Origin of the sequence: Duganella sp. Leaf126 (assembly GCF_001423125.1) — a bacterium.
Lineage (GTDB): Bacteria > Pseudomonadota > Gammaproteobacteria > Burkholderiales > Burkholderiaceae_D > Rugamonas.
In genome coordinates, this window is the sequence record NZ_LMNW01000023.1 from 226635 (window position 1) to 244203 (window position 17569).

General features: G+C 64.5%; 17 protein-coding genes. 9 read left to right on the forward strand and 8 right to left on the reverse strand.

Annotated elements, in window-relative coordinates; all coding sequences use genetic code 11:
* Window positions 1-14 precede the first annotated feature (14 nt).
* Entirely contained in the window at window positions 15-791 is a 777-nt protein-coding gene (locus ASF61_RS12205) for an SDR family oxidoreductase (RefSeq protein ID WP_056156075.1), read from the reverse strand.
* Between the two features lie 249 nt (window positions 792-1040).
* Here ASF61_RS12205 and ASF61_RS12210 point away from each other — a divergent pair, with 249 nt between their 5' ends.
* The 3 genes from ASF61_RS12210 (at window position 1041) to ASF61_RS12220 (ending at window position 4741) form a co-directional block, all read left to right on the forward strand.
* Window positions 1041-2657, forward strand: coding sequence for an electron transfer flavoprotein-ubiquinone oxidoreductase (locus ASF61_RS12210; protein WP_056156592.1), 1617 nt, complete (start codon window positions 1041-1043; stop codon window positions 2655-2657).
* A gap of 194 nt (window positions 2658-2851) precedes the next feature.
* On the forward strand, window positions 2852-3703 hold the full coding sequence (locus tag ASF61_RS12215) for a flagellin (protein ID WP_056156080.1): 852 nt from the start codon (window positions 2852-2854) through the stop codon (window positions 3701-3703).
* Between the two features lie 99 nt (window positions 3704-3802).
* On the forward strand, window positions 3803-4741 hold the full coding sequence (locus ASF61_RS12220) for a hypothetical protein (RefSeq protein ID WP_056156083.1): 939 nt from the start codon (window positions 3803-3805) through the stop codon (window positions 4739-4741).
* Window positions 4742-4847: 106 nt separating this feature from the next.
* Here the strand turns inward: ASF61_RS12220 and ASF61_RS12225 are convergent, their stop codons facing one another.
* Genes ASF61_RS12225 through ASF61_RS12255 form a run of 7 tightly spaced genes read right to left on the reverse strand, consistent with a single transcriptional unit; the run spans window position 4848 to window position 11218 of the window.
* Window positions 4848-6932: a flagellar biosynthesis protein FlhA gene (locus ASF61_RS12225; protein ID WP_056156087.1), complete on the reverse strand. Its 2085-nt coding sequence runs from the start codon at window positions 6930-6932 to the stop codon at window positions 4848-4850.
* On the reverse strand, window positions 6929-8071 hold the full coding sequence (locus ASF61_RS12230; RefSeq protein ID WP_056156089.1) for a flagellar biosynthesis protein FlhB: 1143 nt from the start codon (window positions 8069-8071) through the stop codon (window positions 6929-6931). The genes ASF61_RS12225 and ASF61_RS12230 overlap by 4 nt, the downstream gene beginning before the upstream one ends.
* A complete protein-coding gene (locus ASF61_RS12235) occupies window positions 8064-8870 on the reverse strand; it encodes a flagellar biosynthetic protein FliR (RefSeq protein WP_056156092.1) in 807 nt (268 codons plus the stop codon). Before ASF61_RS12235 ends, ASF61_RS12230 begins: the two co-directional genes overlap by 8 nt.
* A 10-nt stretch (window positions 8871-8880) precedes the next feature.
* Complete coding sequence (fliQ, locus tag ASF61_RS12240; RefSeq protein WP_056147858.1) at window positions 8881-9153, reverse strand: flagellar biosynthesis protein FliQ; 273 nt, start codon at window positions 9151-9153, stop codon at window positions 8881-8883.
* 14 nt (window positions 9154-9167) lie between these two features.
* The gene (gene fliP, locus ASF61_RS12245) at window positions 9168-9929 is read right to left on the reverse strand and encodes a flagellar type III secretion system pore protein FliP (protein WP_056156095.1); all 762 of its coding nucleotides are present in this window, start codon (window positions 9927-9929) and stop codon (window positions 9168-9170) included.
* A complete protein-coding gene (locus tag ASF61_RS12250; RefSeq protein WP_056156100.1) occupies window positions 9926-10300 on the reverse strand; it encodes a FliM/FliN family flagellar motor switch protein in 375 nt (124 codons plus the stop codon). The genes fliP and ASF61_RS12250 overlap by 4 nt, the downstream gene beginning before the upstream one ends.
* Before the next feature lie 3 nt (window positions 10301-10303).
* Window positions 10304-11218, reverse strand: coding sequence for a FliM/FliN family flagellar motor switch protein (locus ASF61_RS12255; protein WP_229205822.1), 915 nt, complete (start codon window positions 11216-11218; stop codon window positions 10304-10306).
* Window positions 11219-11827: 609 nt separating this feature from the next.
* Here ASF61_RS12255 and ASF61_RS12260 point away from each other — a divergent pair.
* The 6 genes from ASF61_RS12260 to fliJ are packed head-to-tail and all read left to right on the forward strand — an operon-like array spanning window position 11828 to window position 17485.
* Window positions 11828-12178 (forward strand): flagellar hook-basal body complex protein FliE, encoded by a 351-nt coding sequence (locus ASF61_RS12260; RefSeq protein ID WP_056156104.1) that lies wholly within the window; start codon window positions 11828-11830, stop codon window positions 12176-12178.
* Window positions 12179-12211: 33 nt separating this feature from the next.
* A complete protein-coding gene (fliF, locus tag ASF61_RS12265) occupies window positions 12212-13987 on the forward strand; it encodes a flagellar basal-body MS-ring/collar protein FliF (RefSeq protein WP_200919855.1) in 1776 nt (591 codons plus the stop codon).
* Complete coding sequence (locus ASF61_RS12270) at window positions 13971-15014, forward strand: flagellar motor switch protein FliG (protein WP_056156107.1); 1044 nt, start codon at window positions 13971-13973, stop codon at window positions 15012-15014. Before fliF ends, ASF61_RS12270 begins: the two co-directional genes overlap by 17 nt.
* Window positions 15011-15721 (forward strand): flagellar assembly protein FliH, encoded by a 711-nt coding sequence (fliH, locus tag ASF61_RS12275; RefSeq protein ID WP_056156111.1) that lies wholly within the window; start codon window positions 15011-15013, stop codon window positions 15719-15721. Before ASF61_RS12270 ends, fliH begins: the two co-directional genes overlap by 4 nt.
* Complete coding sequence (fliI, locus tag ASF61_RS12280; RefSeq protein ID WP_056156115.1) at window positions 15718-17028, forward strand: flagellar protein export ATPase FliI; 1311 nt, start codon at window positions 15718-15720, stop codon at window positions 17026-17028. The genes fliH and fliI overlap by 4 nt, the downstream gene beginning before the upstream one ends.
* Before the next feature lie 25 nt (window positions 17029-17053).
* Window positions 17054-17485: a flagellar export protein FliJ gene (gene fliJ, locus ASF61_RS12285; protein ID WP_056156119.1), complete on the forward strand. Its 432-nt coding sequence runs from the start codon at window positions 17054-17056 to the stop codon at window positions 17483-17485.
* Window positions 17486-17569: the final 84 nt, after the last annotated feature.

Consider the following 17569-nt stretch of genomic DNA (forward strand, 5'->3'; position numbering starts at 1 on the left):
GGTTTTAGCGGGTGCTACATGGCGGTCATGCCGTCGTCGGCCGAGATAATCGCCCCGTTAATGAAATTCGCATCCTCACCCGCCAGCAACAACAGCAAGCCATCGAGATCCTCGGGCTTGCCCGGCCGCTTGCGCGGCAGCATCTCGATCAGGCGCTGCCCTTGCTCGCTGGCGAAATACGCTTCGTTGATCTCGGTGGCGATATAGCCGGGGCAGATGGCGTTGGTGTTGATGCCGTACTTGCCCCACTCCACCGCCATGGCCTTGGTCATCTGCACCACGCCCGCCTTGCTGGTGCAGTACACGCCGATCTGCGGCATCACGCGCAAACCTGCTACCGAAGCGATGTTGATGATGCGGTGCTTCTTGGTCGGATCGCCCTTGGCGCGCGCGATCATGCGCTTGGCGGTCTGCTGGGCCACGAAAAAGGCGCCGCGCAGATTGGTGTCCATCACGAAGTCGTAATCGTCGGGCGTGACGTCCACCAGGCGCTGGGTGGTGGAGACGCCGGAATTGTTGACCAGGATGTCGATCGGGCCGGCCTCGGTTTCGGCATGGGCGATGGCCGACTTGATGCTGGCGTAGTCGGTCACGTCCAGGCTGACCACGTGGGCGGCGCCGCCGTCCGCTTCGATCTCGGCGCGCAATTCCTTCAGGCGCTCGGTGCGGCGCGACGCCAGCACCACCTGTGCGCCGGCCTGCGCCAGCACCTTGGCGAACCGCGCGCCCAGGCCGCTCGAGGCGCCGGTGACCAGCGCGATTTTCCCTTCAAAATTGACTTCGATGCCCACGGCAGCTCCTCTGTATGACGATGGTGAAATCCACGGCGTTTTGCTGTACACGCTGTCTGATCGCCATCATTACACAAAATATCAGATTAGATTGCGATGTCTAATAATGTCCCGCAGAATAGCGCCACCATTGCAATCGGGGCGAAAAAGAAGCACACTCGTGCTAAAATTTTCCCCACTTCTACAAGACACTATAAAAACATGACACAGCCCCAGAATCTCATCGAACAGTACGGCCCGCGCGAAGCGATGGAGTACGACGTCGTCATCGTCGGTGGCGGCCCGGCAGGCTTGTCGGCAGCCATCAAGATCAAGCAGCTCTCGCCCGATACGTCGGTGGTCGTGCTGGAAAAAGGCGGCGAGCTCGGGGCGCACATCCTGTCGGGCGCCGTCATGGACCCGCGCGCGCTGACCGAACTGATTCCTGACTGGAAAGAGCAAGGCGCGCCGCTCAACACTGCCGTGACCGAAGACCGCGTGCTGTTCCTGACCGAAACCTCGTCCTACAAGACACCCAGTTTCGCCCTGCCCGCCTGCTTCGAAAATCATGGCAACTATGTGATTTCGCTCGGTAACGTGGTGCGCTGGCTGGGCCAGCAGGCCGAGAGCCTCGGGGTGGAAATCTTCCCCGGCTTTGCGGCAGCCGAGATCCTGTACAACGACGACGGCTCGGTCAAGGGTGTCGCGACCGGCAATATGGGTGTGAAGCGCGACGGCGAAGCCGGTCCCGACTTCCAGCTCGGCATGGAGCTGCATGGCAAGTACACGCTGTTCGCCGAGGGGTCGCGCGGCCACCTGGGCAAGCAGCTGATCGCCAAATTCGACCTGAACAAGGGCAAGGATCCGCAATCGTACGGCATCGGCATCAAGGAACTGTGGGAAATCGATCCGGCGAAGCACCAGCCCGGCCTGGTCATCCACACCACCGGTTGGCCGCTCGACAATAAAACCTATGGCGGCTCTTTCCTCTACCACATGGAAAACAACCAGGTAATGATCGGCTACGTGGTGGGCCTGAACTATGAAAACCCCTACCTGTCGCCGTACGAGGAATTCCAGCGCTACAAAACCCACCCGGAAATCCGCCAGTTCCTCGAGGGCGGCAAGCGCGTGTCGTACGGCGCCCGGGCGATTACCGCCGGCGGCCTGCAATCGCTGCCCAAGTTCGTGTTTGCCGGCGGCGCGCTGATCGGCTGCGATGCCGGCTTCCTCAACATGAGCCGCATCAAGGGCAGCCACGCCGCCATCAAGACCGGCATGCTGGCAGCCGAGGCAGCGGTGGCAGCGCTCGGCGCCGGCCGCCAGCACGACGAGCTGACCAGTTTCCCGGCTGCGTTCGAGCAATCGTGGCTGCACGAGGAATTGCACGTGGCGCGCAACGTCAAGCCATGGCTGAACAAGGGCCTGGTGATCGGCGCGCTGATGACGGGTATCGACCAGATCGTTTTCCGCGGCAAGGCCCCATGGACCTTGCACCACTCGCACGCCGACCACGAGTGCCTGAAACCGGCTGCGCAGTGCACCCCGATCGTGTATCCGAAGCCCGATGGCAAGCTCACGTTCGACCGCCTGTCGTCGGTGTTCATCTCCAATACCAACCATGCCGAAGACCAGCCGGTTCACCTGACGCTGAAGAACCCGAGCGTGCCGGTCGATGTCAACCTGGCCCAGTACGCGGGTCCGGAAGCGCGTTACTGCCCGGCCGGCGTGTACGAGTTCGTCAAGACGGACGCCGGCGCCGACCGCCTGCAGATCAACGCCCAGAACTGCGTGCACTGCAAGACCTGCGATATCAAGGACCCGACCCAGAACATCGTCTGGGTCACGCCCGAAGGCGGTGGCGGCCCGAACTATCCGAACATGTAAGCGCTGCGCATCGCCGTGATCAAAACGATCACGGCGATAATCTTTTGGTCAACACGCCAGTAACCGTAAGAAAAAAAGTTTAAAAAATTTCTGCAAAGCATTTAATGGATAGTGAGGGTTCGTCGCCTTGTACTTGGGAGAGCAGGAAGAAACCGATGCTCTAAACAGCCATCACTAAACCCAGGAGTAACAAAATGCTGAGCCTTCACACCAACAACGCTGCGCTGTCCGCCCAAAACGCCATCGCTAAAACCCAGAGCAACCTGTCGACCGCGATGACCCGCCTGAGCACCGGTCTTCGCATTAACGCAGCATCGGACGATGCAGCCGGCCTGCAAATCGCAACCCGTCTGAAGGCGCAAACCAGCGGCATGGCCATGGCCATGAAAAACACCCAGAACGCCACCTCGATGCTGCAAACCGCGTCGGGTTCGTTCACCGAAGTCACCAACATGCTGATCCGCATGAAAGACCTGGCCACCCAGGCTGCCGACTCGTCGTCGAGCACCGAAGACAAGACCGCCATGCAGTCGGAATACGATGCACTGGGCCTGGAACTCGGTAACGTGATGAACAACACCACCTTCGGCGGCACCAAGCTGCTGACCGGCGGCACCCTGGCATCGGCCATGACGTTCCAGATCGGCGCATCGCAGTCGGAAACCATGGCAGTGGACGTCAGCACCTCGCTGTCCACCCTGGCGACCTCGATCGGCGCTGCATCGGCCAACTTCACCGCCGCCGCCACCGGCACCGAACTGACCGGTTCGGCCAACGCCACCATCGGCCTGCTGACCACCGCAATCAACGATGTCGGCACAGTGAACTCGGCCCTGGGCGCGACCATCAACCGCCTGGACCACGTCAACAGCAACCTGTCGAACATTTCGACCAACACCGAATCGGCTACCGGCCGTATCATGGACACCGACTTCGCGACCGAATCGGCCAACATGACCTCGAACCAGATGCTGCTGCAAGCCGGTACCGCAATGCTGAAGCAAAGCAACAGCATGTCGTCGCTGGTTATGTCCCTGCTGCAATAATATTGCACTGATGCCGCGCCCGTCGGTGCGGCGCCCAGAGGAGCCAACCGACCTGTCGGTTGGCTTTTTTTTTCACGTTTTTGTTCATGGGCAGTCCAGATGGTCGATCGTATCGGCGCCGCCGCGCGCCCTGTCAGCATTCCCGAGCGGCCGCAGCAGCCAGGCCCGGTGCAGGTGTTGCGCGGTCCGCTCGACCCGGTCAGCCGCTACCCGGTCGGACCGCTGCCGTCCGCGCCGGCCGCCACCGGCGCGCTGGCCGATCCGCCGGACACCGTGCCCGCCAGCGCCGCGCTGCAGGCGCTGGCGGACGCGGCGCTTGAAGGGGCCGATGTCGGCGCCTCGTCCGCCATGCGGCCGAACCAGGTATTCCTGTCGCGCCAGCTGAACTGGCATCCCCCCGATGCCGCGCTGATGGCCGCGTCCTGGCAAGTCATGGTGCGAACCTATGGCCAGCAGCGCGCCGCCTGGCTCGAGCAGGCAAAAGGCCAGCATGTGCCGTCGAGCCTGTTCATGGCCGACCATAACCCGTCTGCCGTGCGCGAGGGCCGTCCCGGGCTGCCGCTGGTCACGGACGTGGAACCGTGGCGCTTTGCCGTGCTCGCCCGTGGCGCCGAACGGCTGGTGCTGAAAGTGGTGGCGCGCGAATCCGACGACGAGCCGCCGCGCCGGCGGCGCCCGAAAGTGGCCTTGCGGCTGGAGTTGATGCTGCCGGCGCTGGGCCGGGTGGTGATCCAGCTCGAACCGGGCAGCAGCAGCGGCGTGCTGATGGAAGTGGGCGCAGCCCACACCTCGGCCATGCAATTCATGCGCGAAGCGCTGCCGCAACTGGCGTCCCTGGTCAACCGCTACGGCCTGACCGTGATCCGCTGCCGCCTGCGCCGCACCATCCCGGCCGAAGGCCGCGAACTCGACCCCACCCCCGTCCACACTGCCCTGCTGACCGCGCCGCACTTCAAGGCCATGGCCGATATCGCCGTCCTGCTCTCCAGTGCGCCAGTATCGGCTGCGGGGGCAGATCCTTCATTCGGCCAGTTTTGAACTTGTTTGCGCTTGGCTGACGTTTCAACGCATCTCGCAGAACTGGGGTACCCGCCTTCGCGGGTACGACGGGTATGAAGACCTTAACTTGACATGGAAGGCCGGTTCAGCCGACGGTGCCGATGATGCTCACTTCGCGGTTTTCGGGGATTTCGTTGTAGGACAGCACGTGCAGGCCGGGCGCGAACAGGCGCGCGTAGCGGGCCAGCAGCGGCCGGATCTGCGGCAGCACCAGCAGCAGCGGCGGCGTGGCCTGCTGTTTCATCTGTTCGCGCGCGACCGGCATGTTCACTTGCAGCTGGGCCAGCAGATTGGGGTCGATCGGATAGTTGTCGAGCACCACTTTACCGCCCTGGCGCGCCTGGTTCAGCGAGCCGAGCAGCATGTTCTCGAGGTCGCCGCCGAGGTTAAAGGCCTGCATCTCGGTGCGCTGGCCGAACAGCGCGGTGACGATCTGGCGCCGCAGCGCGCAGCGCACTTCGGCGGCCAGCAGGATCGGATCCTTGGTGGTCTCCGCGCTGTCCACCAGCGTGGTGGCGATCGGCACGATGTCTTTCAGCGACACATTTTCCGCCAGCAGCACGCGGAACACGCGCAGCAGCTGCGTGTGGGTCAGCGACTTGTCGAGCGTGGCCGCCAGCTTGGGCGACAGCGCAGTCAGCCGTTCCATCATGTGCGGCACGTCTTCGTGGCGGAACAGCTCGGGCAGGTATTCGCGGATCAGCTTGGACAAGTGGGTGGCGATCGCGCTCGACGTCTCCACCACCTGGTAACCGAGGCCGAGCGCATTGGCCTTCTCGCTGGTTTCGATCCAGGTCACCGGCATGCCGTAGGCCGGCTCGATGCCGGGGATGCCGTCGATATTGCCGTACACATTCGGCGACGGGATCGCCATCAGGCGGTCGGCAAACACCTCGGCCTGCGCCACCACGCTGCCCGACAGCATCACCGAATACTGCGACGGCTTCATGCCGAGATCGTCGCGCACGGAGATCGGCGGCAGCAGCAGGCCCATCGCTTCGGACACGCTCTGGCGCACGCCGCGCACGCGCTTGACCAGCGGCTCGCCCTGCGACTTGTCGATCAGGCTGACCAGCTTGTAGCCGAGCGCCACCTGCAGCGGCTGCGTGGCCGGCAGGCTTTGCCAGTCGAGCTCGGGGACATCTTCGCGCAGCGCCTTTTCGATGGCGACGATGTGCGAGGTATCGGGCGCCTTGACCCGCTGCCCCAGCTTCCAGCCCACGTAGCCGAGCACCAGCGCGAACGGCGCGAACATCTGCCACGGCATGCCCGGCACCAGCGCCAGGATCAGCATCATGCCAGCCGCGCTGAACATCACCTGCGGCGAGGTCAGCACCTGGTTGCCCACCTGCTGCTCGAAGTCGCCCGTGTCCGAGATCCGGGTCACCAGGATGGCCGCGGCGGCCGACAGCAGCAGCGCCGGGATCTGCGCGACCAGGCCGTCACCGATGGTCAGCAGCGCGTATTGCCTGAAGGCGTCGCCGAACGACATGTCCTGCATGATCGAACCGATGGCCACGCCGCCCACCATGTTGATGATCAGGATCAGGATGCTGGCGACAGCGTCGCCGCGCACGAATTTCGAGGCGCCGTCCATGGCGCCGTAGAAGTCGGCCTCGGCCGCCACGTCCTTGCGCCGGACCTGGGCCTGCTCCTGGTTGATCAGGCCGGCGTTGAGGTCGGCGTCGATCGCCATCTGCTTGCCCGGCAAGGCGTCCAGCGTGAAGCGGGCCGACACTTCCGAAATCCGTTCCGCACCCTTGGTCACCACCATGAAGTTGATGATCATCAGGATCACGAACACCACGATACCGACCACGTAGTTGCCGCCGATGACGACGTGGCCGAACGCTTCGATCACCTGACCGGCCGCGTCGGTGCCCTGGTGGCCGTGCAGCAGGACCACCCGGGTCGAGGCCACGTTCAGCGTCAGGCGCAGCATGGTGGTGGCCAGGATCACGGTCGGGAACACCGAGAAATCGAGCGGCCGCCGGGCCGAGACCGACACCATGATGACGATCAGCGCCAGCACGATGTTGAACGTGAACATCACGTCCAGCAGGAATGGCGGCAACGGCAGGATGATCATCGCCAGGATCGCCAGCAGGAAGGCCGGGGTGGCGAACTTGTGACGGCGCGCCTCGGCGATCAGCGCTTTGAAGAAATTCATGACTGCTTAACCTCGCTCATGGATGTGGGGACTGCAACTTCGGTGGGTGGGGCCGGCCGGGCGTTGCGCCGCCCGCTGTGGAACGCGCGCAATTGCAGCACGTAATTCAGCACCTGCGAGACCGCCTGGTACAGCTGCACCGGGATCTGCTGGTTGACCTGGCTGGTGTTATAGATGGCGCGCGCCAGCGGCGCCAGCTCCATCACTTCGATCGCGTGCTCCTGCGCCAGCCGGCGGATGTACAGCGCCATCTCGTCAACGCCCTTGGCCACCACGAACGGCGCTTCGGCGCGGTCCTGGTCGTACTTGAGCGCCACCGCGTAATGCTCGGGATTGACGATGACGACGTCGGCGGTCGGCACCGTCTTGCGGGCGCTGCCGCGCGCCAGCGCGCGCTGCAGCTGGCGGATGCGGCCCTTGACCTCGGGCCGGCCTTCGCTGGTCTTGTGCTCTTCTTTCTGGTCCTGCTTGCTCATGCGCTGGTTCTTGGCGAAGAAATACGCCTGCGCCGGCACGTCGATCAGCGCGAACAGCACGAAGATCACCACCATCGACATCAGCCCTTCCATCATCAGCCCGGCGCCGGCGACGATGGCCTGGCCCATCGGCATGTGCTGCAGCTCCATGTAGGCGCCGACGGTCGAGCGCGCCATGTGGATCAGGGTGGCGATCAGCACGCCGGCCTTGGCGATCGAGATCAAGAGCTCGGTGCCGTGCTTGGCGCTGAACACGCGGCCCAGGTTGGCCATCGGATTCATGCGCGAAAACTTGGGCGCCCAGTTCTTGGTCGAGACCACCCAGCCGCCCGGGATCATGGCCCCCATCATGATGCACAACGGCACGATAAACAGGGGCAGCACCATCTTGATGAACAACCACATCGACGTGCTGAACACGGTGGACATGGTGTTGTCGATCGCGCCCGCGCTGTCGAACGGCGCAAAGCTGGTATGAAAGATCGCATCGATATCGGCCATGTAGCCGGGCAGCAGATAGACGAACAGCTTGAGGCTGACCAGGATGCCGATCGCCGTGGCGAGGTCGCGCGAGCGGACCACCTGCCCTTCGTCGCGCGACTTCTTGAGCTTCTGGGCGGAAGCCTTTTCGGTCTTGTCGCCGCTGCTGCCCTGGTCAGCCATGGGCGGCCGCCTGCATCTGCTGTCGTATCATTTCCAGCACCTGGTTGGTCATGCGCACATAATGCTCGGGGATGAATTTCACGAGTTCGCCCAGCATCAGCAAGCCAAAAATGGTAATCACGGCAAACCCCAGCGAAAACAGGTTCAGGCTGGGCGCCACCCGGTTCAGGAAGCCGAATCCCAGCTGCACCACGATGGTGGCAAACACCACCGGCAAGGCCAGCAGCATGGCCGCCGAAAAAATCCAGGCCACGTTGTAGGCCACGGCGTTGAGCAGCAGCGGCGAATAGCCGCCACCGAGCGGCCATGCCTGGAAACTCTGGCCGATAATGCCGACGATCACCAAATGTCCGTCGATGGCGAAGAACACGATGATGGCCAGCGTCGACAGCAGCGCCGACACCACGTCCGACGACTGGCCGTTGAGCGGATCGTTCATCACCGCCATCGACAGGCCCATCTGCGACGTCACCATGTAGCCGAGCACGCCCACCACCGACATCGCGAAGTGGAACGCCAGCCCCAGCACGAAACCGATCACCGCCTGTTCGATCGTGGCCACCACGCCGTGCAGCGAAAACGGGTCGATCGCGGTCAACCCGCTCGCATACGGCCCCTGCAGGCCGCCGGTCAGCGGCAGCATCACGATCGACAGCACCAGCGCGATCAGGATGCGCACCGTCACCGGCATCACCGCCTCGCCCAGCACCGGCGCGCCGATGAACATGGCAAGGATGCGGCAAAACGGCCACCAGATGGCGGTCAACATCGGCAGCAGGTTGGCCAGGACCGGTTCCATGCGCGGGCTGTCAACCGACCAGGGTGGCGGCGCGGGTAAAGATCGATACGCAGTAATCCATCAGGTAGCCCGACATCCAGCGCCCCATCAGGATCACGGCCAGCAGCGTCACCAGCAGCTTCGGCAGGAAACTCAGCGTCTGTTCGTTGATCTGGGTGGCAGCCTGGAACAGCGCCACCAGCAAGCCCACGATCAGGCCCGGCACTACCAGCATGACCACCAGCAGCATCACCATGTGCAGCGATTCGGCCACCAGGTCGACAGCGATTTCAGGCGTCAGCATGCTCGGCCTCCCCGTCAATACGCCTGGATGCTGGTGACCAGCGTGTTGACGGTCAGCGTCCAGCCATCGACCAGCACGAACAGCAGCAGCTTGAACGGCAGCGAAATGACCAGCGGCGACAGCATCATCATGCCCATCGCCATCAGCACCGACGCGACCACCAGGTCGATCACCAGGAACGGGATGAACAGCATACAGCCGATCTGGAACGCGGTCTTCAGTTCCGACAGCACGAACGCCGCCAGCTTGACGGTGAATGCGTGCTTGGTCGGGTCGGTCACGTTGTCTTCGCCGGCCAGGTGGGCGATCTGCTTGAGCGCGGCCTTGCTGGTTTGCGCCAGCATGAAGCGCGATACCGGCTGCTGGGCGATCTGCAAGGCGGTCTCGAGGCCGATCTTGTCCTGGTCGTACGGCACGAAGGCCTGGTTCCAGATCTGGTCGCCGATCGGGCGCATCACCAGCAGGGTCAGGATCAGGGCCACGCCGGTGATCACCCGGTTGGGCAAGCCCTGCTGCAGGCCCAGCGCCTGGCGCAGCAGCGACAGCACGATCACGAAGCGGGTAAAGCTGGTCATCATCATGACCATTACCGGGAGCAGGCCCAGCAAGGTCATGACGATCAGGATCTGCATCTTGACCGTCAATTCGGTCTTGGCGCCCGGCACCACGTTGCCCAGCAGGTCCACCGCGTGGGCAGCGCCCGGCAGCGCCGCCAGCGCGACCGCCACGGCGGCGCCGGCCAGCAGTGCGCCGGCCTTGAACTTGACTACCGTCATGGAGTCATCAGGTCCAGGTTCAGGCCGTCGAGGTCGAGCACCTTAAGGCCGTAGTTCTCGCCGGCCACCACCACCTCGGCGCGGCCGATGGCGGTGCCGTTGACCTTGATGACCAGCGGTTCGCCGGCCAGCACGTCGAGCTCGACCACGCTGTCCGGGCCGATCGCCATCAGTTCCTGCAGCGAGATGCGCGCCGAGCCCACCTCGAGCGTCAGCGTGACCGGGATCTTGCGCATCATGGCCGGCAGGTCGCGGCGCGGCGCCACGGCCACCGGCGTGTCGGTCAGCTCGCCGCCCACCTGCTCGATGATCATTTCGTCGGACAGGTCTTCCAGCAAGGCGTCGTTGGGGTTGGCTACGTTCGTGTTCATCGTTTATTCGACATCTTCAAAAGAGGTTAGGCAGAGCTTGCCCTTGTGTTCGGTCACGGCAGCCGTAAACAGGCGCGAGTCTTCGAGCAGCACATCGGCCCGGTGCAAACTGATCGGGATGATGTCGCCCACTTGCAGATCGTACAGGCTGCCCAGCATCACTTCCTTGCTGGCCAGGCGGCCGGTCAGTCCCAGCTGCAGCCGCTGGGCCAGCGGTCCCTCGGGCTTGCGCTGCTTGGCGCCGTCGCGGTCGCGCAGCAGGCCGCGCAGCACGGCGGCCATCAGCTGCTTGTCGAGCGCGAACCAGAAGCGCCCGCCCGTGCCTGCGGCTGCGGCCGCATCCGCGTTCGCGCCGGCCAGCGTGACCACGATCACCCAGGCGCCCCTGGCCGGCTGGGCGCCGGTGCTGGGCTTGAAACTGTAATCTTCGACGGCGGCGCCGGCAGCGTCATCGGCCGACGCCCTGGCGCCCGACGGCAGGTTGGCTTCTGGCAGATTGGCCTCGATGCGGCCGGCCAGCGTGCCCGCCAACTGTTGCCCCAATACCACAGCGAGTCGTTCCTCGGTGGCGGTCACGCGGACGCTGGCCTCGTCCACCGCCGGCGCGGCATCGCTCTTGGCGCCGCTTCCATATCGATAGTTGAGTACGCTTAGCAACACCTTGCGCTCGAGCGAAAACGCGATCTGCCCTGCCGGCGCGGCAAAGCTGAGCCAGCGGGACGTCGGCGTGGTGCCATCGATGCGGCTGAACTGCACGTCTGCGACCTGGAAGCCGCCCCAGTAGCGCCGGTGCGTATTGAGCCGCATCGACTGCATCAGGTCGTCGCGCAACTGGGCCGCAAAGTTCGGCAGCAAATGCACGGGACGCCCCAGCAGCGAGGGGTCCAGGACTTGGTGTTGCGCGGTGTGTTTCGTCATTGTCGTATCGGGCTGGGCCGGAAAATCACTGCACCATTTACTCAATGGAACAGCATAACTGAAAGTCGGATGGTTCCGGTAGCGACAGCATACCCGATAATTCACATTATTTCCATTGAACAATATTCGATTTGAATTGTGTCACCGGGAGTGTCGCGCGATGTTTACGCAAGGCAAATAAACCTTTACAGGAGTATTGCCAGCCGGTAAGCTGGCCCCGGTATTCGTCAGAGTTCGCTGCAACGCAACAAACCTTTCCATCATGCGCTTAGTAAATGATTTATAACGATATTTGCTCAGAGAAAACATGGCAGGCAAGTGCTGCACGCTGCGCTACGTCGCCCCGACCCGCGACGGTCAAACGTGAAATTTTTCCGATTTTTCCCACTTCGTCAGCCGGCGCCTGAGCGCCGCGAGACCGGTCCGGGTCGTCCCAGACCCGCCCCGGGCGCCGCGCAATTCTGACAACACTGTGACATGCAATCCGGATGTGTAGTACGAAAGAAACACCGAGGCGCCAGGCGCTCGCTGCGCTTGCCGCCCGCCGGCGATCTGGCTATGTTAGAGACATCAACACCGTAGTACTGACTATGGTAACTGGAGGTAGCAATGAGTAATGGTATCGGCATCGCAAGTCTGATCCAGGCCGACCTGGCCACCCTGACCAACGCCGCGCAGGCGCTGTCGAACACGGCGATCTCGGCCGCCAGCCAGTTCGATGCGTCGGCACCGCAGCACGGTTTTTCGTTCGCCCAGGCCATGCAGGACTCGGTCGGCAAGGTCAACGACGGCGATGTCGCGGCCAGCCAGAAAATGGCCGACGTCGAGTCCGGCAAAAGCGATGACCTGGTCGGCGCCATGCTGGCCAGCCAGGAAGCGAGCCTTTCCTTCTCCATGCTGATGCAAGTACGCAACAAAGTGATGGGCGGCCTCGACGAGCTCATCAAGTTGCCGCTGTAATCGTCCGCTGTCACCGTCCGCGAAAGTTCCCCCGTGATCAACACCTTCAAGACCGCCTTCGACCGCTGGCGCACCGGCCCGGCAGGCATGTCCGTGCCCCCCAACCTGCTCAAGAACCTGTATCCGCTGCTGCTGCTGGCCATCGGCGTGACGGCGCTGGTACTGATGCTGCTGTGGAAAGACCAGTCCGGTTACAAGCCGGTCTTCGGCGCCCGCGAAAAAGTCTCGGCTTCCGACATGATGAGCGTGCTGGAAGCCGAACGCATTCCGTACCGCGTCCACCCCGAGAGCGGCCAGGTGCTGGTGCCGTCCGACATGCTGGGCAAGGTGCGCATGCTGCTGGCCGCCAAGGGCGTGACCGCGCAGCTGCCGGCCGGCCTGGAACTGATGGACAAGAACGATCCGCTGGGCGTGTCGCAGTTCGTGCAGGACGTGCGCTTTCGCCGCGGCCTCGAGGGCGAGCTGGCGCAATCGATCATGACGCTGGACGCGATCGCCCATGCGCGCGTGCACCTGTCGATTGCCAAGTCGAGCTCGTTCGTGTCGTCCGACGGCGACAAGTCGTCGGCATCGGTGGTGGTGGCGCTCAAGCCGGGCCGCACGCTGTCGCCGGAAGCGATTGCCGCCGTCATCAACATGGTGTCGGGCAGCGTCGCCAGCCTGGCGCCGGGCCGCGTCAGCCTGGTGGACCAGGCCGGCAACCTGCTGTCGTCGCACGTCGATCTGTCGGAAGGCTTCGACGGCGGCGCCGGCGGCACGGAGGCGGCCAAGCGCTACCAGGACGAGGTCAAGCAGAACATCAAGGGCCTGCTGGGCCCGGTCATCGGCGATGACAACTTCCGCCTGTCGGTGGCTGCCACCGTCAACAATGACAAGGTCGAGGAAACGGTCGAGAAATACGGCGCCGATCCGAAAGTAACCAGCGAAGCGATGCGCGAAGAGCAGGATCGCAACCGCATGGTGATGGGCGTGCCGGGCACGCTGTCGAACCGTCCGCCGCCGGCCAACCCGAACCCGGCCGATGCCGCCAAGCCGGCCACCGATCCGGCCAACGGCAACGACGGCACGGCGCGCAAGAATGCCACCACGCGCCAGTACGCTTACGACCGCAGCATCATCCAGACCAAGCGCAGCCGTGGCAGCCTGGAAAAACTGAGCGTGGCCGTGGTGCTGGCGCAGGCGGCCGCACCGACGCCGGCCTCCGGCTGGACCGCTGCCGAGATCGCCAACATCGACAAGCTGCTGCGCAACGGCCTCGGCATCAACGCCGAACGCGGCGACCAGCTGGTGGTGTCCGCCATGACCTTCCCGCCCAAGGCGGCCGTGGTGCCGTGGTGGCAGGAGCGCGACAACGTGGTCGATATCAGCTCCTACCTGATCTACGGCGCCGGCTTCCTGCTCGGCTACCTGCTGATCCTGCGCCCGCTGATGCGCCTGGTCACGATGCGCTTCGCTCCCGACGCCAAGGACCTGGCGCAGCGCCAGCAGACGGCCAGCGAGCGGCGCGCGGCCGAAGCGGCCGCCGTGGCGGCCGCGCGCGAGGCGAAGGATGCTGCCGGCAACTCCGCTGCTGCATTGCCGGGTTCGCCAGCAGCCGCACCGGCACTGGGCGCCGACGGCTTGCCGGTGCTGCCGGGTGCGTCCGGCCCGGCCACCATGGTGCCGCTGCTGGAAAACTACGACCTGCCGCCTCCGGGCTCGGCAGTGGATGTGATGGTCGATCACCTCAAGGTGCTGGCCGAGAAGGAACCGGAACGCGTGGCGGAAGTCGTCAAACAATGGATGCAGAAAAATGGCCGAACTCAATAATTACCAGGATAACGACGACGGCGAATTCGGTGCCTCGGCCAAGCTGACGCCGGTCGAGCAGGCGGCCATCGTGCTGCTGAGCATAGGCGAAGAACCGGCCGCCGCCGTGCTGCGCTGCCTGTCGCGCGAAGAACTGATCGAAGTCACCCAGGTGATGTCGCGCATGAGCGGCATCAAGGTGGAATCGGTCAAGACCGCGATGCAGACCTTTTTCGACGACTACCGCCAGCAGTCGGGCGTGCATGGCGCCTCGCGCAGCTACCTCAAGCGCTCGCTCGACCTGGCGCTCGGCTCCGATCTCGCAAACACCGTCCTCAACAACATCTACGGCGACGAGCTGCGTCCGAAAATGGCGCGCCTGCAATGGGCCTCGCCCAAGTGGCTGGCCGAGTACATTTCCAACGAACACGTGCAGATGCAGGCCGTGTTCCTGGCCTTCCTGCCGCCGGCCCTGGCCGGCCAGATCATCGACGCGCTGCCGCAGGAGGGCCGCGACCTGGTGCTGCTGAACCTGGCGCGCCTCGACGAGATCGACCGCGACCTGCTGCAGGAACTGGACGAGCTGGTGGTTCGCTGCCTGAGCTCGTTCGATTCGCAGAGCACCAGCGTCGAAGGCATCCGCCAGACCGCCGAGATCCTCAACCGCCTGCCGGGCAACCGCGCGCAGATGGTCGAGCTGCTGCGCGCGCACGACCCGGACGTGGTGTCGAAGATCGAGCTGTCGATGTACGACTTCCTGATCCTGTCCAACCAGTCCGAGAACGCCCTCACCCGCATCATCGAGGAAGTGCCGCTCGAGCAGTGGGCGATTGCGCTCAAGGGCGCGGAAGTGTCGATCCGCGATGCCATCCTCAAGACCATGCCGAAACGCCAGGCGCAGGCGTTCGAAGACATGATGCGGCGCGCCGGCCCGATGCCGATGTCGCGCATCGAGCAGACGCGCCAGGAAATCATGAACACCGTCAAGGCGCTGGCTGACAGCGGCGAAGTGGAAATCCAGCTGTTTGCAGAACAGGTGGTGGAATGAAGCAGTTCCGTACCTACCGCTTCCCGCCGCTGGCCCAGTTCACCAGCATGGCGCAGCAGCGCGCCAACGCCGGCGGCCATGGCGGCACGGACGGCGCCGCCCAGTGGGCCGCCTCGGTCAGCGAAGGGTTCGAACAGGGCCAGCGCGACGGTTACGAGATCGGCCTGGCGCGCGGCCAGGAAGACGGCTACGAGGCCGGCCGCAACGCCGGCCAGCAGCAGGGCCGCGAAGAAGGCCGCCACGAAACCCTGGTGGCCTACGACCAGATGGCGCGCCCGGTGGACGCCATGCTGAAAAGCCTCAAAAAGCTGCGCGCCGACTACCGCGCCGCCCAGCGCAAGGAAGTGGTGGACCTGGTGGCCAAGGTGGCGCGCCAGGTGATCCGCGCCGAACTGGCGCTGCAGCCGGTGCAGCTGATGTCGCTGGTCGAGGAAACCCTGGCCTCGATGCCGCCCACGCGCGAAGAGATCGACGTGTTCCTCAATCCCGAAGAACTGAAACGCATCAGCGAGCTCGATCCCAAGCGCGCCAAGAAATGGAACCTGATTGCCGACGCCCGCCTGGAAGTGGGCGAATGCCGGATCAAGGCCGGCGACAACGAAGTCGATGCCGGCTGCCACCAGCGCCTGACCGCCGTGATGGAACAGGTCGACAGCCAGTTGCTGGCGGCCGACGGCGGCAATGACGACGAGGAGAGCGAACCGTGATCGCCGACGCCTTGCGCAATCTCGAGCTGGGCAGCGTTCCCATGGCCACCCCCACGGGTCGCCTGGTGGGCGCGTCCGGCTTGCTGCTCGAGGCGGTCGGCTGTCCCCTGCACACGGGCCAGCGGTGCCAGATCGAAACCGTCAGCGGCGACTGGCTCGACGCCCAGGTGGTCGGGTTCCGCGACAAGGTGTCGTACCTGATGCCGTTCAAGAAGGCGATCGGCCTGACCACCGGCGCGCGCGTGCTGCCGTCGCCGGACAAGGTCAACCTGCAGATCGGCGCCGGCTGGCTCGGCCGCATGGTCAATGGCCTCGGCGAGCCGCTCGACGGCCTGGGCAAGCTGAGCGGCGATTTTCCGCTCGAAGCGCAGCCGCCGCGCATCAATCCGCTGAAAAAGAAGCCGGTGTCCGAGCCGCTCGATGTCGGCGTGCGCGCGATCAATGCCATGCTGACGCTGGGCCGTGGCCAGCGGGTCGGCCTGATGGCCGGTTCCGGCGTCGGCAAATCGGTGCTGCTGGGCCTGATGACGCGGCAGACCGTGGCCGACGTGGTGGTGGTGGGCCTGATCGGCGAACGCTCGCGCGAGGTGCGCGAGTTTGTCGAACTGTCGCTGGGCAAGGACGGCCTGCAGAAGTCGGTGCTGGTGATCGCGCCGGCCGACGAGAGCCCGCTGATGCGCATCATGGCGACCGAGCTGTGCCATTCGATCGCCGCCCACTACCGCGACCAGGGCAAGAACGTGCTGCTGCTGGTCGATTCGCTGACCCGCTACGCGATGGCGCTGCGCGAGGTGGCGCTGGCGCTGGGCGAACCGCCGGCCACCAAGGGCTATCCGCCGTCGGTGTTCTCGGCCCTGCCCCAGCTGGTGGAGTCGGCCGGCAACGGCGAGAACCCGGTCGGCAGCATGAGCGCCATCTACACCGTGCTGGCCGAGGGCGACGACCAGCAGGACCCGGTGGTGGACACGGCGCGCGCGATCCTGGACGGCCACATCGTGCTGACGCGCGAACTGGCCGAGCGCGGCCATTACCCGGCGATCGACATCGGCCAGTCGATCAGCCGCTGCATGGCCCAGGTGATCACGCCGGCCCACATGCAGGCGGCGCGCGCGCTCAAGTCCAGCATGTCGCGCCACGAGCGCGTGCGCGACCTGATACCGCTGGGCGCCTACGTGCCGGGCGCCGACCCGGTCACCGACAAGGCCGTGATGCTGCACCCGCGCGTCGAACAGTTCCTGTGCCAGGGCACCAAGGAAGAAGCGCCGTACGCGCCGTGCATCGACCAGCTCGAACTGCTGATGAAGTGAAACCTGCTGAGAAGGGAACCATCTTATGAGCCAGCACAACCTCCGCAACCTGACCACCCTGGTGGCGCTGCGCAACACCGAGGTCGAGCGCCTGCAGACCGAGATGGCCGAAAAGGCCAGCGTGCGCGACCGCTATCAGAAAAACCTCGAACGCCTGACCGGGCTGTACGTGAACACCGGCGCCAGCGGCAACCTGCACCCTGCCCTGGCCGGCAATTGCGGCGACTACAAGCAGGCTGTCATGGCGATGGCGGACAACCACCGGGTGGACCTGCACCTGCACGAGGCCGACATGGCAGTGTCGCAACAGGCGCTCAACGCGGCCTGGGCGCGGCGCGAGGTGCTGGGCAAGGTGCTCGACAAGCAGCACCGGGCGGTACAAAAGCAGCAACATGCGAAAGAACGCAAGCAGCATGACGAACTGGCAACGCAATCGTGGTGGCGCGGACAAAAGTAAGCGGTCGATGACGCTGGCGTCCGGCGCCGGCAAATGTGACACGGGTGCGACGTCCGCGCAACACTCGAAAAATAGTTAAAAAAC

Excerpts from the sequence above, each read along its gene's own strand:
- fliQ (WP_056147858.1), bottom strand. The coding sequence starts at position 9,153 with ATGCTGACGCCTGAAATCGCTGTCGACCTGGTGGCCGAATCGCTGCAC.
- ASF61_RS12260 (WP_056156104.1), top strand. The coding sequence starts at position 11,828 with ATGAGTAATGGTATCGGCATCGCAAGTCTGATCCAGGCCGACCTGGCC.
- ASF61_RS12220 (WP_056156083.1), top strand. The coding sequence starts at position 3,803 with ATGGTCGATCGTATCGGCGCCGCCGCGCGCCCTGTCAGCATTCCCGAG.
- fliJ (WP_056156119.1), top strand. The coding sequence starts at position 17,054 with ATGAGCCAGCACAACCTCCGCAACCTGACCACCCTGGTGGCGCTGCGC.
- ASF61_RS12250 (WP_056156100.1), bottom strand. The coding sequence starts at position 10,300 with ATGAACACGAACGTAGCCAACCCCAACGACGCCTTGCTGGAAGACCTG.
- ASF61_RS12210 (WP_056156592.1), top strand. The coding sequence starts at position 1,041 with ATGGAGTACGACGTCGTCATCGTCGGTGGCGGCCCGGCAGGCTTGTCG.
- ASF61_RS12235 (WP_056156092.1), bottom strand. The coding sequence starts at position 8,870 with ATGGAACCGGTCCTGGCCAACCTGCTGCCGATGTTGACCGCCATCTGG.
- ASF61_RS12230 (WP_056156089.1), bottom strand. The coding sequence starts at position 8,071 with ATGGCTGACCAGGGCAGCAGCGGCGACAAGACCGAAAAGGCTTCCGCC.
- fliP (WP_056156095.1), bottom strand. The coding sequence starts at position 9,929 with ATGACGGTAGTCAAGTTCAAGGCCGGCGCACTGCTGGCCGGCGCCGCC.
- ASF61_RS12255 (WP_229205822.1), bottom strand. The coding sequence starts at position 11,218 with ATGACGAAACACACCGCGCAACACCAAGTCCTGGACCCCTCGCTGCTG.
- ASF61_RS12225 (WP_056156087.1), bottom strand. The coding sequence starts at position 6,932 with ATGAATTTCTTCAAAGCGCTGATCGCCGAGGCGCGCCGTCACAAGTTC.
- ASF61_RS12270 (WP_056156107.1), top strand. The coding sequence starts at position 13,971 with ATGGCCGAACTCAATAATTACCAGGATAACGACGACGGCGAATTCGGT.
- fliH (WP_056156111.1), top strand. The coding sequence starts at position 15,011 with ATGAAGCAGTTCCGTACCTACCGCTTCCCGCCGCTGGCCCAGTTCACC.
- ASF61_RS12215 (WP_056156080.1), top strand. The coding sequence starts at position 2,852 with ATGCTGAGCCTTCACACCAACAACGCTGCGCTGTCCGCCCAAAACGCC.